At 36.2% G+C, this 15088-nt stretch carries 18 protein-coding genes; 9 read left to right on the top strand and 9 right to left on the bottom strand.

Translation table 11 applies throughout. The annotated features are described in order from the left end of the window. Positions 1 to 5 precede the first annotated feature (5 nt). The 7 genes from putP (at position 6) to MHI40_RS00595 (ending at position 6306) form a co-directional block, all read left to right on the top strand. On the top strand, positions 6 to 1496 hold the full coding sequence (gene putP / locus MHI40_RS00625) for a sodium/proline symporter PutP (RefSeq protein WP_093536668.1): 1491 nt from the start codon (positions 6 to 8) through the stop codon (positions 1494 to 1496). A gap of 307 nt (positions 1497 to 1803) precedes the next feature. Continuing rightward, positions 1804 to 2856 (top strand): fatty acid desaturase, encoded by a 1053-nt coding sequence (locus MHI40_RS00620; RefSeq protein ID WP_093536670.1) that lies wholly within the window; start codon positions 1804 to 1806, stop codon positions 2854 to 2856. A gap of 89 nt (positions 2857 to 2945) precedes the next feature. Beyond that, complete coding sequence (locus MHI40_RS00615) at positions 2946 to 4076, top strand: ATP-binding protein (protein ID WP_093536672.1); 1131 nt, start codon at positions 2946 to 2948, stop codon at positions 4074 to 4076. A gap of 2 nt (positions 4077 to 4078) precedes the next feature. Then, positions 4079 to 4678 carry a response regulator transcription factor gene (locus MHI40_RS00610; RefSeq protein ID WP_093536674.1) on the top strand — a complete coding sequence of 200 codons (600 nt, stop codon included), beginning with the start codon at positions 4079 to 4081 and terminating at the stop codon, positions 4676 to 4678. Between the two features lie 105 nt (positions 4679 to 4783). After that, positions 4784 to 5311 (top strand): RNA polymerase sigma factor, encoded by a 528-nt coding sequence (locus MHI40_RS00605; protein ID WP_340761109.1) that lies wholly within the window; start codon positions 4784 to 4786, stop codon positions 5309 to 5311. A 2-nt stretch (positions 5312 to 5313) separates the two neighbouring features. Further along, complete coding sequence (locus MHI40_RS00600) at positions 5314 to 6051, top strand: hypothetical protein (RefSeq protein WP_340761108.1); 738 nt, start codon at positions 5314 to 5316, stop codon at positions 6049 to 6051. 63 nt (positions 6052 to 6114) lie between these two features. After that, positions 6115 to 6306 (top strand): CsbD family protein, encoded by a 192-nt coding sequence (locus tag MHI40_RS00595; protein WP_093536676.1) that lies wholly within the window; start codon positions 6115 to 6117, stop codon positions 6304 to 6306. A 46-nt stretch (positions 6307 to 6352) separates the two neighbouring features. Here MHI40_RS00595 and MHI40_RS00590 read toward each other — a convergent pair whose 3' ends face one another. From MHI40_RS00590 to MHI40_RS00560, 7 genes are all read right to left on the bottom strand, one after another. Continuing rightward, positions 6353 to 7150: a metallophosphoesterase gene (locus MHI40_RS00590; protein WP_340761106.1), complete on the bottom strand. Its 798-nt coding sequence runs from the start codon at positions 7148 to 7150 to the stop codon at positions 6353 to 6355. Between the two features lie 10 nt (positions 7151 to 7160). Further along, positions 7161 to 7787, bottom strand: a complete 627-nt coding sequence (locus MHI40_RS00585) for an NAD(P)-dependent oxidoreductase (RefSeq protein WP_340761105.1) — start codon at positions 7785 to 7787, stop codon at positions 7161 to 7163. Between the two features lie 246 nt (positions 7788 to 8033). After that, positions 8034 to 8309 carry a hypothetical protein gene (locus MHI40_RS00580; protein ID WP_340761104.1) on the bottom strand — a complete coding sequence of 92 codons (276 nt, stop codon included), beginning with the start codon at positions 8307 to 8309 and terminating at the stop codon, positions 8034 to 8036. Between the two features lie 88 nt (positions 8310 to 8397). Further along, entirely contained in the window at positions 8398 to 9102 is a 705-nt protein-coding gene (locus MHI40_RS00575; protein WP_093536682.1) for a CBS domain-containing protein, read from the bottom strand. A 17-nt stretch (positions 9103 to 9119) separates the two neighbouring features. Then, a complete protein-coding gene (locus tag MHI40_RS00570) occupies positions 9120 to 9902 on the bottom strand; it encodes an ABC transporter permease (protein WP_340761103.1) in 783 nt (260 codons plus the stop codon). Further along, a complete protein-coding gene (locus MHI40_RS00565; protein ID WP_093536686.1) occupies positions 9895 to 10800 on the bottom strand; it encodes an ABC transporter ATP-binding protein in 906 nt (301 codons plus the stop codon). Before MHI40_RS00565 ends, MHI40_RS00570 begins: the two co-directional genes overlap by 8 nt. Then, positions 10797 to 10994, bottom strand: a complete 198-nt coding sequence (locus MHI40_RS00560; RefSeq protein ID WP_093536688.1) for a PLD nuclease N-terminal domain-containing protein — start codon at positions 10992 to 10994, stop codon at positions 10797 to 10799. Before MHI40_RS00560 ends, MHI40_RS00565 begins: the two co-directional genes overlap by 4 nt. 154 nt (positions 10995 to 11148) lie before the next feature. Here MHI40_RS00560 and MHI40_RS00555 point away from each other — a divergent pair, with 154 nt between their 5' ends. Further along, entirely contained in the window at positions 11149 to 11721 is a 573-nt protein-coding gene (locus MHI40_RS00555; protein ID WP_340761102.1) for a GNAT family N-acetyltransferase, read from the top strand. Positions 11722 to 11734: 13 nt separating this feature from the next. After that, on the top strand, positions 11735 to 12637 hold the full coding sequence (locus MHI40_RS00550) for an EamA family transporter (protein ID WP_093536692.1): 903 nt from the start codon (positions 11735 to 11737) through the stop codon (positions 12635 to 12637). A 14-nt stretch (positions 12638 to 12651) separates the two neighbouring features. Here MHI40_RS00550 and MHI40_RS00545 read toward each other — a convergent pair whose 3' ends face one another. Next, positions 12652 to 13041 (bottom strand): hypothetical protein, encoded by a 390-nt coding sequence (locus MHI40_RS00545; RefSeq protein ID WP_340761101.1) that lies wholly within the window; start codon positions 13039 to 13041, stop codon positions 12652 to 12654. Between the two features lie 2 nt (positions 13042 to 13043). Then, a complete protein-coding gene (locus MHI40_RS00540; RefSeq protein ID WP_340761100.1) occupies positions 13044 to 15014 on the bottom strand; it encodes an MMPL family transporter in 1971 nt (656 codons plus the stop codon). Positions 15015 to 15088: the final 74 nt, after the last annotated feature.

Raw genomic sequence — 15088 nt, 5'->3', positions numbered from 1 at the left:
TTATCATGTCAGCAGAAACTTATCAACTCGCGGCCATTATAATTTATATGATCGCAATGCTCGCAATTGGGTGGTACTCTTATAGAAAAACTACCAATTTAACGGATTATATGCTCGGCGGACGCTCACTAGGTCCCGCTGTTACCGCACTTAGTGCTGGGGCTGCAGATATGTCTGGTTGGTTACTTATGGGTTTACCAGGCGCAATTTATTTATCAGGAATGGGTGAAGCTTGGATAGCCATCGGTCTTACAATTGGTGCATATTTAAACTGGCTATACGTAGCACCGAGACTTCGTGTATACACAGAAGTATCAAGCAATTCTATTACAATTCCTAGTTATTTAGAAAGCCGTTTAAAGCAATCATCTCGATTATTACGTGTTGCATCCGGTTTAATCATTTTACTATTTTTCACGTTCTATGTATCCTCTGGAATGGTAGCAGGAGGAGTTTTCTTTGAAAGCTCATTCGGTTTAGACTATCATACAGGACTTTTAGTCGTATCAGCAGTAGTTGTAGCTTATACATTATTTGGAGGGTTCCTTGCTGTTAGTTATACAGATTTCCTTCAAGGATTACTTATGTTCCTTGCTTTAATATGTGTACCAATCTTTGGTGTATTTATGACTGGTGGAATTGGTGAAACAGTGGAGTCTATTAAAGCTGTGAATCCTACGCACTTAAGTCTTATCGCTGGAACAACAGCTGCAGGTATCATTTCCTCTATAGCTTGGGGCCTTGGTTACTTTGGACAGCCACATATTATCGTTCGCTTTATGGCTATTAGTTCTGTTAAAGAAACTAAACAAGCTCGCAGAATTGGTATCGGTTGGATGATTCTAAGTCTTCTAGGCGCAATTACTACAGCACTTGTTGGTGTTGCATATTTCCAACAAAATCCGGATGTTTCACTTTCAAGTCCTGAGGCAGTATTCATCGTACTAGGACAAGTTGTTTTCCATCCGTTTATCGCTGGTTTAGTATTAGCAGCAGTTTTAGCAGCTATTATGAGTACAATCTCATCTCAATTAATCGTTACTTCTTCAGCTTTAATAGAGGATTTATACAAAGCCATTATTAAAACAGATGCATCCGACAGAACATATGTAAACTATGGTCGTATCGCTGTATTAGTAGTTTCCGTAGCTGCTGCAATCCTTGCTTGGGAACAAAATGAAACAATCTTAGGTCTTGTTGCATTTGCATGGGCAGGCTTCGGTGCAGCATTTGGTCCGGTTATCTTGCTAACACTTTACTGGAGAAAAATTACTTCCACTGGTGCATTAGCAAGTATGATTGTCGGGGCTGTCGTTGTAGTATTCTGGGGTACAAATGATACACTTTCAGGAGCACTATATGAAATCGTCCCTGGTTTTGTTCTTGCATTGATCGTGGCAGTTGTAGTCAGCTTAATGACATACAAACCGAATGCTGAAATCGAAAAAGAATTCGATGAAACATTACGTTTGTTGAAGGAAAGTAAAGAAAAATAACATTAAAAATCAAGTAATAACACGGATTTGTAAAAATTTCTTACACAAAGTATTTCTATGAATACGTTTTGTTATTCAAAGGTTATTTAATAACTGGGTAAGGATAATTATATGATTATGCAAGCAGCATCTCTTCATGGAGGTGCTGCTTTTGCTTTTATTATAAAGGACTATTCACTCTTTTATGTTGGTATAACCTATATGTCCTATATGACACTTGTCATACTTATGACTTGACGTTTATGCCTACTACTAATTTGTGATTTTCCTTATTATTAAGGTAATAGTTCTTACTAGGAGGAATAAAATGAGCAGAGAAAAAACACTCGCATTACGTAAAAACGTAAAACCCTTTGAAAACTCAGAGTTAAATAAGAGTATTATTCAACTAATCAATACTATCCCACCATTTTTCATCTTATGGTTTTTAGCTTATATAAGTTTAGATGTGTCCGTTTGGCTAACCGTTGCTTTGTCTGTTATCGCAGCAGGATTTGTCGTTCGAGTATTCATCATCTTTCATGATTGTACACATGGTTCTTTCTTTAAAAATAAAAAAGCCAATGATATAACTGGAACAATCACCGGAATCATTACGCTTTTTGCCTATGAAAAATGGAAACGCGAACATAATATCCATCATGCTACTAGTGGAAACCTAGACAAACGCGGTGTCGGCGATATTTGGATGATGACCGTTGATGAATATATAGAAGCAACACCAATGAAAAGACTTTCCTATCGTTTATATAGAAACCCGATCGTAATGTTCGGTTTAGGACCAGCGCTACTTTTCTTAGTAAGCAATCGTATAAACCGTAAAGGTGCCCGCGGAAAAGAACGCAACAATACGTATTTAATCAATATATCTGTAGTTGCTATTTATGCGTTAATGATTTGGTTAATTGGATGGCAAGCATTTGCGATTATCCAAGGAACAATACTTTTCGTAGCTGGTTCATTAGGAATTTGGTTATTTTATGTTCAGCATCAATTTGAAGATTCTTATTTTGAAGATGAGTCAGAATGGGATTATGTAAAAGCAGCTATAGAAGGAAGCTCTTATTACAAGTTGCCACGTGTTTTACAATGGGTAACTGGAAATATCGGATTCCATCATGTGCATCATCTAAGTCCACGTGTTCCTAACTATAACTTAGAAAAAGCGCATGACTCTACACCACCTTTACACCAAGCTACTACGATTAACTTACGTAAGAGTTTGGAGTCTATCCACTTCCGACTATTCGATGAGGATAATAAAAGTTTTGTTAACTTTAAAGAGATAAAACATTTATTAAATAATACTAAGCAAAATACGAAGTTGAACTCAAAAAACTCAACATTTGAAAGTAAGTAAAATTCTGCAAAAACCATTCCCAGAATTACCTAGGAATGGTTTTTGCATTATAATGAATATAACTATACATAGGTAAGAAGGTGAAATACATGTCCAAATGGTATCAAATATTCCCCAAATATCCTTGGCTAAGTATTTATGCTTGGATTGTTTTTTGCATTTTTCCATTCTTTTTTATATTTAGATCTACAACTCCTTTAGAGATTGTTATTGGTTTAGCACTAACCTTACTATTTTTCATTGCCTATCGTTCATCCTTTTCTACTAAAGGTTGGTTACTATATCTCTCCGTTGCACTACAAATTTCCATCAGTGTTTGGATGACCTACCTATACGGTTATATATACTTCTCTATTTTCTTGTCCTTTTTAATCGGGAATATAAAGAGAAGATTTAGCTTCTTTGTTATTTATAGTATTCATCTAGTTGCTACAATTGCGGCTGTTATTATCGGATTTTTTACCCAAACTGAGTTATTTCTATCCCATATGCCGTTTCTTATCATTTGTTTGATAGGTGTTATTTTGTTGCCCTTCAATACATATACTCGAAACCAACGAGAAGCATTAGAGGACCAACTAGAAGAAGCACAAATAAAGATTTCCCAGTATATTATTATTGAAGAAAGAGAAAGAATCGCGAGAGATTTGCATGATACGCTTGGACAAAAGCTCTCGCTGATCGGACTTAAAAGTGATTTAGCGGGTCGATTGATCGAAAAAAATCCACAAGCCGCTAAAATAGAAATATTGGATATCAACCAAACCGCGCGTTCTGTCTTAAAAGAGGTTCGAGAATTGGTTACAAATATGCGCGGAACTAAACTTGAAGATGAACTTTTCCGGATCAACCAAATACTAAAAGCTGCACAGATAGAGTGTACGGTAACTGGTACACCTAAATTAGTAAATACTCCATTGCTTGTAGAAAATGTACTTAGTATGTGTTTAAAAGAAGCAGTAAATAATGTAGTGAAACATAGTAGCGCATCTACTTGCTCTATTTCTATCAAACAATCAGCGAAAGAAACTCTACTAAAAGTGTATGATAACGGCCAAGGTATGGGAGAAAAGGTAAATTGGTCTAAGGGGCATGGCCTACGTGGCATGAAAGAAAGACTTGAATTTGTAAATGGAACCTTAGATATTCATTCGAAAAATGGAACTACACTGAATATACGGGTACCCAATGTTATACAGCAACCCAGTCAGGAGGAATAGACATGATACGAATTGTCATTGCAGAAGATCAACGAATGGTGCTAGGAGCTCTTGGTTCACTACTCGATTTGGAAGAGGATATGGAAGTTGTAGGTAAGGCCAATAATGGTGAAGAAGTATTAAAACTGATTGAACAATTGCAACCAGATGTTTGTATTATGGATATTGAGATGCCTATTAAAACTGGACTGGATGCCGCAGAAGAACTAAAAGAAAATGATTGTAAGGTAATCATTTTGACCACCTTTGCAAGGGCTGGATATTTTGAGCGTGCACGCAAAGCAGGCGTAAATGGGTACCTATTAAAGGATAGTCCAAGTGAAGAGCTAGCAAATTCTATTCGTGTAATTATGGATGGTCGTCGAATATACGCTCCTGAGCTTGTGGATATGGCTTACGAAGAAGAAAATCCTCTTACAGAACGTGAAAGTCAGGTTCTGGAGTTAATAGCAAATGGAAAAAACACAAAAGAAATTGCCGGCGAACTATTTATCACAACGGGCACTGTCCGCAATTATATCTCCGTTATTTTAGATAAACTAGACGTTGGAAATCGAATTGAGGCCATTTCTAGATTTAAAGAAAAAGGATGGTTTAAATAGTAATCGTAAAAGCTTAAAGCACACTGCTTTAAGCTTTTTTTGTTATGGACTAAACTTTTTGAGAACTCGCAGGGTATATATAGTGAAGGGAGTGAAAAAGCGTACATGAATGATGACATCTTAGAAGACATTAGAAACGGTAGCCGTGATGCTTTTAAACAGTTTTACGATATGTATGAAAACTATGCGATTAGAACAGCAAAAGCAATAACAAGAAATGACGAACACGCAAAGGATGCAGTGCAAGAAGCTTTTATACGAGTTTATCGCAATATATCTTCCTACAACTCCACTCTTCCGTTCGATGCATGGTTTTATCGTATTTTAGTTAATGAATGTTATCGTATTTTATCAAAAGAAAAGAAAAATACTCCAATCGACACTTCTACAATGGAAAATAAGGAACAGCTGAGGGAGCATTCAAAAGAGAATTTATCCGACTTGTATAGCATGATTCAAAATATGGCTGACATATATCGCATTCCTATTTTACTCAAATATATAAAAGGTTTTTCTGAGAAAGAAATTGCTACTATCCTCGATTTGAATCAGAACACTGTGAAATCGAGGCTTTTTAACGGAAGAAACTTGTTAAAGACTCAATTAGAATTGCTGGAAATGGAGGGACGTTAAAGATGGACCAATTAGATGATCGAGTTAAGAAAGAAATTTTAGACCATACGAAAGATACTCCTTCTGCATTAAAAGATGATATTTGGAGCCAAATAGACCAAGAACTCTTCCAAACGAAAAGCCAAAAAGAGAAGAAAAGGAAATCCAAAATAATTCCAATCGCTATTGCTGCGGCAGCTGGAGTAATGATTCTATTTAGTACACAAACGGAGTCAGGTAATGCCTTTATTAAACAAATAAAAGATATGTTCGTTCCGGAAAAAGAGATTATACAAAGTATTGAAGGAAACAACGAAGAAACTAATGTAAATCTACAAGAAGGGAAGGATTCCAACTATATTATCTATATAGATGAAGACCGCTATAAACTTGTACCAGGTGAAACGTCTGATATTATCACAACTAAAGAGCCATTAGAAAAAAGGTATCCCGAAGTCTCAATGGAAATTAAACAGTATACAGATATCACTCCTCAAGAAATGGTCATGACCCTAGAAACAGACCTTGCTTCGGAATATACAAAGGTGACAGAAACAGAATCTGTGTCTGATCCAGTAGAAGGTTTTAAATTACACGGTATTAGCGGATCAGAATGGAATAGTCCTGTAACAAATGTATACGTTGTAGATAATTTAAAAGGTGGAAGCTTTGTCATTACAGAAAAATATTTTTTAGAAGCAGCGGAAGGCCATGGCGCAAGATTTTATGCCATGCTGCAAGAGTTTAAGATAGTAGAGTAAGTTTAAAACTTCTCCACCAGGGTATTTAAATAGTAGAGTATAAAAACTGAAGGAGGAATTTACATGAGTGGATTATCTGACAAAGTTAAAGGTGCCGTAAACAAAACAAAAGGTGAAGCAAAAGACCAAGTTGGAAATGCAACCAACGATCATAAATTACAAGCAGAAGGTAAAGTGGATAAGTTAAAAGGTGAAGTTCAACAAGAAGTAGGAGAACTAAAAGACCGCTTCGACCGTAAAGATAAACACTTATAAAAGCAAGACCGCTGGCTAAGTAAATTAGTCAGCGGTCTTTTTCCTTTTAGATACTTTTTAATGTCACAACGACGATCTCAGGTGAATTGAATATTCTAAACGGAATTGCACTATTACCCAATCCCCTACTCACAATCATATGCGTACTGTTCTCGGTATACATTCCAGCAGTGTATGTTGGGAAAAAGCCTTGTCCTGGTGCCACTAGTCCCCCAAGTCCTGGAAGTCGAAACTGCCCACCATGTGCATGTCCAGTAAAAACAACATCCATTTTGTTCTCTACATAATCTTGAAAAGTCTCAGGTCGATGGGAAAGTACGAGAGTAAATAAATCATTATCCGCAAATTGACTTAAAGCCTCGCTCACTAAAACTCCATTTAGAGGATCTTCGATACCAATAATTCGAATGTCTTCCCCTTTATGTTCTATTATTTGTTCCTCATTAGACAGGACATTTACGCCAAGTTCAGTTAAGGAATTCTTTATGTTCTCGGTGTCATTAGTAGCGATTTCGTGGTTTCCCGTTACGTAATAAATGGGAGCAAAATCTATAATCTGCCTTACTAATTCTAAACTTTGGTCCAAATTATATCGGTTACTATCAACTAGATCTCCTGTGATAAAAATAAGTTCTGCTTTTGTTTTCTTTATCTTTTCAACTAAGTTCTCCTGGTTTTCTCCAAAGGTTGCATCATGTAAGTCCGAAATCTGCAGGATTTTCACTCCATCATAACTCATAGGAACTTTATCTGATTCTACAATAATTTCGGTAGTTTGAATCCTACTATTACTTATGTACAATAAAGTAATAACCACTACGATTAACATTAACAATTTCTTCATTTATTTTCTCCTAGTATCGTGGACTCTTTATACCTACTCTGTAACCCAAATGTTCATTTTTCATTAGCTCTTTTACAGTGAATAAGGCAGTATCTCCAGTGGTAGTTTGCACAGCACCCTCTGGCAGGTAATCTCTCATTACAATGTAATCATCTGTAGAAGCTCCAGTCGGTAAATAGGTTGGACAAACAATTGTCCAGTCGAGTGCAGTATCTATTAATATATTGAAAACTTTATGGTGTTCTTGTGCAGCCGTTACCGATTTACGCTTAGATTCAGATGATTGATAACGAAGCAATCCTGGTTCTGCTCTACTATTTAATATTCCCGCAGTACCAATTGTAATAATCCGCTTTAGCTGCTGTTGGTGCATAATGGGAACTATGTGTGAGGTGAACTCTGTTAATACACTTGTTTTGTCGGTTCCAAGTGCACTTATAATTGCATTTACTCCTAGCGTAGCTTTTACAATATCTGCACTATTTTTTGCGTCGCCTTGTAGGACGGATAATTTAGCATGAGGTTGCATCTTTTCAGGGTTTCTTACCATTGCAGTAACTTCTATACCCTGTTCTAATAATAACGTTAGAATAGCATGTCCCACACGTCCAGTGGCTCCAAAGAGTGCTACTTTCATCTATTTCATCTCCCTTAAAAAGAACTAATCTTATGTTTTTAGTTAGTTTCCGTCTAGTACTAAACTTCTCAAGTTACTTCTTCAGTATATAAAGGCAAAGAACGCCTTTATATGAAATCCTTCCAGTGCTAGTCAGGGCTTCCATAGGCGCTTTCGCTTTTCTTTATTATAACATCAAAAAGAGTATTCCTTCTTTTACAAAGGAATACTCGGTCGTGTCGAACTATGCTATTTCCCAGGAAATACTTAATAACTATTAAAAGAATTAAAAAAAAATGCAAATACTACTCCATAAAAAATAAGCATTAATACAATACTGATTGCCATCCAGATTAGTGAAGCTCGTGCGTAGTTACGTCTTGGGTCTGGATTTCCAAAACCCCAAATGAACAGCATAACAATATTAACAATTGGAATAATTAGTATAAGCGTCGTAATTAACCAATCCCCAACTGTCATCTCATTACTAGTCTTTTCAAAATTGTCATATCGCTGTTCTTGCACTTTCTCTAAAGAATCCACCAAATCCCCCCTTTTTCGACTTTCACATACTTTAGTGCCTACTTTATTATTATGACATAGCCCTAGAAAAAGACTACTTTTTTAAGAATTATTCTATTTTCAGTAGACTCATTGGAGTAATAATCCCGATTAATTTATTGCTTGCTTTTCCATCTTCTGTTATGAGCAGTGCTTCTAAGCGCCTCCCACGTGTAACAGAAGATTTAAATATATCTACTGCCTCAAAAACAGATGCTTTCGATTGTATAAATCGGTGATTATCTCTATTGCTTTCATGTGCCAGTATTTCTGATAACATTGTTCTCTTTCTTGAGAAGGAATCTGAATCCACTTTACTTGCCATCCACTTAGTTATGCCTACAGGGGTGATTAAACCTTTAAAAGTATTTCCCTTATATACTGGGAATTGATTGTACTTTTTATCTTTGATTACTTTTAGGGCATAGCTAAGTGAATCGGTCTCTTGAAAGATCGTCACATTTGTCTGAAACATTTGAGCTACTGTAATTGGCTTAGCTAATGCCCCTTCAATTTCCTCCATTTTTTTTACAACGTCATCATGAGGTTCAGCAATAGCGTATTCCAATGAGGTACGATGGTGTATAATGGCATTTCTTAAATCACCAAATTCTCGTAAATCTGCCTCATACCGTCTGATTATGGCGTTTTTCTTTTTAGCAAAATCAATTAATCTAAAAAATGCCATATGTTCATTCGTACCAAGAAGATCTTTCATCAATTGGTCTATTCGGTTGTAGGATACAATAAATTTATCAGAGTTACGAGCCACCATCTTAAATCACCTCATTATTATATTTTTGCCTTTGATACATTTCTTTTTGTTATAAAAGCTGCTCCGACGATTAATAGTACAATTATCACCAATGTTACAATCAAACTCCAAATATAAGGTGTATTGTCTATACTGCTAATTAATATTTCTCCCGCATACATTGGTAACTTCCATGGTGAAATAGTCCAGTAAGTACCTAAGAGACCATCTACTAACGGTACAATTATGAGAAAGAAAATCGATGTAACAGAAGCAACTCCTGTAGAAAAAGCTGCACTGCTACAAATAACAATACTAATGGCAAACAACAACCAAATACTGTATGTTCCTAAGAACCCAATAAATGCTGCCGTTTCTACTGCTCCATATAAAATATACGTGTAATAGAGATTTGCCAACAGACCTATACATGCGCTTCCTACTATTAAGATGCCCATAATAGCTAACTTACTAAACACGTATGCGTTATAAGAAATTGGTCTTACATATAACATTGTTGCTGTTCCGTTTTTGCGCTCCCTAGCAATGATACCGGCAAACCCAAATGCTATGATTAACATTCCGATAAACTGATATTGCCCTACAGTTGACATAACAATTTGTTCTGGGGTGTACTCGGGAAGCTGAAACACCATATCACTTGGCATATTCCCTACTGTATTTAAAATTTGTGGCAAATAATAGTAAGTCAAAGGTTCAGAAATACCAAACAGGATAAATACAAGCGGTATCCATAAAATTTTAAAATTCCGTACATTTTCACGCCACTCTTTTTGAAATAGTATTGAGAAGTTACTCATGTTTATTCACCACCTGCAAAAAGATTTCTTCTAAACTAGCCGATGCTCGCTCAACCTTCGATAAGCGTAAATTGCTATTAGCAAGTACCTGTAATACTTCATTCATTATCGGTTTCTTATCTTCCAGATGGACAAAGGCAACCTCATTTTCCTGTCTAGCAGGCCATGGGCTAATTTCGACAAATTTTGCTGCTTCTTCCGTATCAGCAAATAAGATTCTATACTGGGGATTTGCGTATTTGTCTCGCACTTCCTTTAAGGATCCTTGCTCAACTAATTCCCCTTTCCTTAAGAACAATAACTGGTCGGTCATTTCTTCGGCGTCATTTAAAATATGAGTTGAATATAAAATAGTCGTATGTTCTTGTAGTTCTTTCAGTAAATTCAAAACTTCACGTCTACCCATCGGATCTAATGCAGATACAGGTTCATCTAGCAAAAGCAAACCAGGTTTGTGAACGATTGCTTGCGCTAACCCAAGTCGTTGCTTCATGCCCCCAGAAAATGTTCCTACTTTCTTGTTTTTAGCATCTGCTAGACCAACAAAATCTAATGTTCTAACTGACTGAGATTTAATCATTTTCCCGTCTATTCCACTTAACTTCGCTACCATCTCGATAAATTCAAGTGCTGTTAACCACGAATAGAACTGAGGATACTGAGGCAAGAAGCCAATTTCACTTCTAATATCTCCTTGTATGTCTCCATCAATAACTACCGATCCGCTAGTCTGTTTTAATAACCCCGCTAGTATAGACAGAGTGGTTGTTTTCCCAGCACCATTAGGACCAATCAAAGCCGTTGCAGTATTTTTATATAATGAAAAAGTAACTTGATTTACCGCTTTTTCTTTGCCATATTCCTTTGTTAGTGCCTGTACATGTAGAAATGTTTTCAATCATTTCGCCTCCCCAATATAAAATACACAACAGGACCAATAATATTAATAAAAACAATGATAAGTGCCCACATCCACTTTGGTCCATTGGTGCTCTTGACACGTACTAGATCGATTAATGCGACCACTACTAATAATAATTGAATTACTAGAACAGGTAAGATGAGGTTCCAAGGTATTGAATTCAAGTCCATTGCTATTCCTCCTTTTCTCTTTCTATTCTACTATATATAGAACAGGAAGGTTTCATTTATTTTTTTAATTTTCCCATTATTTATAATCCTAAATAGTCAACAAGTCTATTTAGACAACTTATGGTATAATTACGAGTTGGAAGGTGAACATTAAATGGAAATATTAATCAGAAAAGCTTACAAAGAAGACGCAGCTCAGGCTATTCCTCTTATCATGGAGGCTATTGGAGACATCTCTATGCAGATGACTGGTGAAACAGAAGAAGTAGCCATTACCAAAGAATTTATACACCTATTTACACGGACTGATAATCGACATTCTTATTTAAATACGTATATTGCAGAACTGAATGGTCATGTTGCGGGTGTACTGGTATTTTATAATTCGGAACAGGCAATTAGCCTTGATGCAAATTTAGAAGCTTATCTTTCTAACAAAAAAGGTGCTGCTGTCACTATAGATCCGGAAACTGCCCCGGGAGAATGGTATATAGACACGGTTGTAGTTAATCCAGCCTACCGTGGTCATGGCATAGGCACGAAATTATTGAGTTATGCTGAACATTTAGTTAAAAGTTCAGGTGGCGGTAAGCTAGCCTTGAATGTGGAGATGGAGAAAGATGCAGCAATTCGCTTGTATAATCGTCTAGGATTTGTTACCCTATGTCCTTGGACAATTATTGGTGAGCCTTTTCATCATATGGTGAAAACAGTAGTTGCAAATTAAAGGAGAATTTTTTATGAAATTATGGATTTACCCCCTAATGGTTGTGTTTGCTGCAAGTAGTTACGGGACATTATCAACTATGGTTAAACTAGCAATTGGAGATGGCTATACGGCTTCAGAAGCAATTTCTAGTCAATATATCGTTGGATTTCTTTTAGCATTATTAATATATCTGTTAACACAACGAAAACTGCCTCGTTTAAATGGTGGCTTTAAGATAATTTTATTGGCAGGTGTGTTTACCGCTACAACAGGAATTGTGTACGGGATGTCTCTCATATACTTACCTGCCTCTCTTGCAGTTGTTATGCTTTTCCAATTTACATGGATTGGAACATTAATCGATTGTATTATTAGAAAAAGACTTCCATCTAGAGCAGAAACTATTTCTCTTATTATCTTATTTATAGGAACTATTCTAGCTGCAGGAATACTAGATGTCGACTTAAGTGGAATTGACTGGAGAGGCTGGGTTTATGGTTTAGCTGCTGCCGTTTCTTTTTCCTTAAATATGAATGTCAACACAAAGCAAGTAGAAGGTATGAATACAACAACTCGTCTATTATTCGTCTCTTTTATCGCAATGATTATGATTGCCATCTTCCAAAGTCCAGAAATTATGTGGAATGGAAAACTGTTTACAGAACCACTATTATTTTATGGACTAGCTCTTGGATTAATGGGTATCATCATCCCAATTTACTTCTTTGTAATTGCAGTTCCTAAAGTTGGCGGTGCGGTTTCTTCCATATTAAGTGCAATGGAGTTGCCAGTTGCTGTTATCGTATCAGTTATTGTGTTAAGTGAAGCTCTTTCTATATTACAAGTAGCAGGAATAGTGATCATTTTATTGGGAATGTGTATTCCATCATATGCCGATAATCGAAAAAACAAAAAGCTGAAGGTTAATATATAACCTCCAGCTTTTTTTTATTCTATTTCAATTGTAAAAGTCACGAGTACAAAGATTGCAAAGCTCAGCAATAAAGTAGATCCACCAATAATATACGCAACTAAAGCAAACGTTTCGTTTATATTGAACGGTTGGATGAACTGTAGGTACATTCCCGCCGTTAAACCAATTGCCCCAATAATAGCGGACCACCCATGAAACGTAACAAGCTTAGGAAACTTAACTTTGTATAATTTATAAAATAGTCCATACACAAACAATGACAACCATCCTACCAATAATATATGGGCATGAATTGGGCGAAGTGCATATGATCCCGCACCTGCCATATGAGAACCAAGATACGCTCCCAATAATCCAAATAATGCTCCTGCTCTAACTAGTCGTATACTCCATCTTTTTTGCATATTCATTTCCCCCTATTTTTCGTTGTAATTGTTAATAACGCAGGTAATAATAACGGTCGAACGATAAACGTATCCAACAGAACACCTACCGCGACAGCAAAACCGAATAGTTTAAGCTCCATAACTGGCTGCGATATTAAAACAGCAAATGTAGCCGCGAGTATTAATCCTGCCGAAGAAATAACACCACCTGTTTTTTCTACCGCTTTCGCAATTGCCATTCGTTCATCATACTGTTTTCGTTCTTCTTTCAACCTACTCATTAACATAATCGAGTAATCTACACCTAGTGCTACCAAAAAAACAAACGTGTAAAGTGGGATTCGATAACTAAAAGATGAATATCCGAGGAAGACATCAAAAATCCATGTAGAGAATCCCAAAGCTGCTCCGAATGACAATAAAATGGAAAACATCATCAACAACGATGCCCTAATTGATCTAGTTTGGAAAGCAAGCATTAATCCGATCAATACCGTCATCAACCCCATTACGAGTAATGTATCTCTATTGTTAATATTCCGGATATCGACGTGTTTCACTGTCTCTCCACTTACTAAAACCTGTTGGTCTTCTAATTCACTTCTTATCATTTCCACTTCATTCAAAGCTTCCTGGCTGTAAGGATTTCCTTTTAATATGATAGAAAACTGTGTGTATAAGTCGCTTTCTGAAGTCGATGGCCGTATCTGACTTACAAGTGGTCTATCTTCTATTTTCTCATGAATATCTGCAATAACTTTCTCATCCTTTGATTTTACAAGAATCGTTGTTGGTGCTATTTCTCCTTCTGAAAATGCATCCCCAAGTTTTGTAAAACCTTCTCTGGAAGATAACTCTACTGGGAAAGATGCCAACAAATCGTATGAATAGATGATTGTTGTTGCATGCCATGCTCCAATCCCTAGCAGTAACAAAATCGGCACTGCTACTTTCCATGGTTTTTTCGTGCTAACATTTCCAGCATTTATCCAAATCTTCGTTGTTTTTTCTTTCTTTTTCGGCATTTTTACTACTGCAAACAAAGCCGGCAATAATGTTAGTCCAGCGATTAGCATAATAACTACGGCAATCGCAAATACTGGTGCAAAATTTCGATATGGTTCATATATGGCAAAAGCAAGTGTTGCAACTCCCGCTAAAATAGTACCCCCACTGAAAAGAATGGTTTCTCTTGTCTTAGCAAGTGCTACCTTCATGTCCTGTTCTTCTTTATATCTCGCATATAGCAATAAGGAATAATCAGTTATCACAGCAAACAACAAGATCATCATAATTGACAATGCCTGGCTTTCAATCGTAACGGATGTAAACTTACCTGTAAGGCCAATAATTCTATCCACTACTCCGTACACTATGCCTGCGCCAATTAGGGGTATGATAGCAAGAATGAATGAGCGATAAATAATGATTAGTAGGATGAAAATAATTCCTACTGTTGCTAGTAGTAAAACTAGATCTGCCTGTGAAAATAGCTCAATTGTGTCGCTTGCTATACCCGCCGGTCCAGTATAAAAAATATTAAAATCTGATGGGATAAAATCAGATACGTTATTTTTTATTTCTTCTACTTTTTTATGAATCTCTTTACTTTCTAGCTGCCCTTCTAAAATTAAAGGCACAAAGAATGTTTTTTTATCTTCAGACACAAAAGAATTTCGTTCCTCACTAGAAATTTTAGAAAACTTCGGTATACTTGCATAATTTTGTTCCATTAATTCTAATACGCTTTGAATTTCCTCCTCAGTATTTTCCTTTTTACTCTCAAAAACGATGAATAGAGGGATTCCTTTGTTATTAGAAAAGTTTTCTTTCATAACTTTATCTGCTTGAATCGATAACGCAGTTTCTGGAAGTCCTGCATTTTTTGATGTGCTTGCTACTTCTTTACTGGAAGGAGCAAAGAACGAAAGTATTCCTAACACTATAAGCCAACTAACTATAATAACTAGCCAGTTCCGTTTATTTTTCATAACTGTACCTCCTATTGAATTTCCTTATAAGAGGTACTATACAAGTTGAAAGTGAACGGAAGATGAACAGATAA

Origin of the sequence: Psychrobacillus sp. FSL H8-0510, from assembly GCF_038008345.1 — a bacterium.
In the GTDB taxonomy this organism is placed as follows: Bacteria; Bacillota; Bacilli; order Bacillales_A; family Planococcaceae; genus Psychrobacillus; species Psychrobacillus psychrotolerans.
This window is presented reverse-complemented; position numbering and strand designations above follow the sequence as displayed.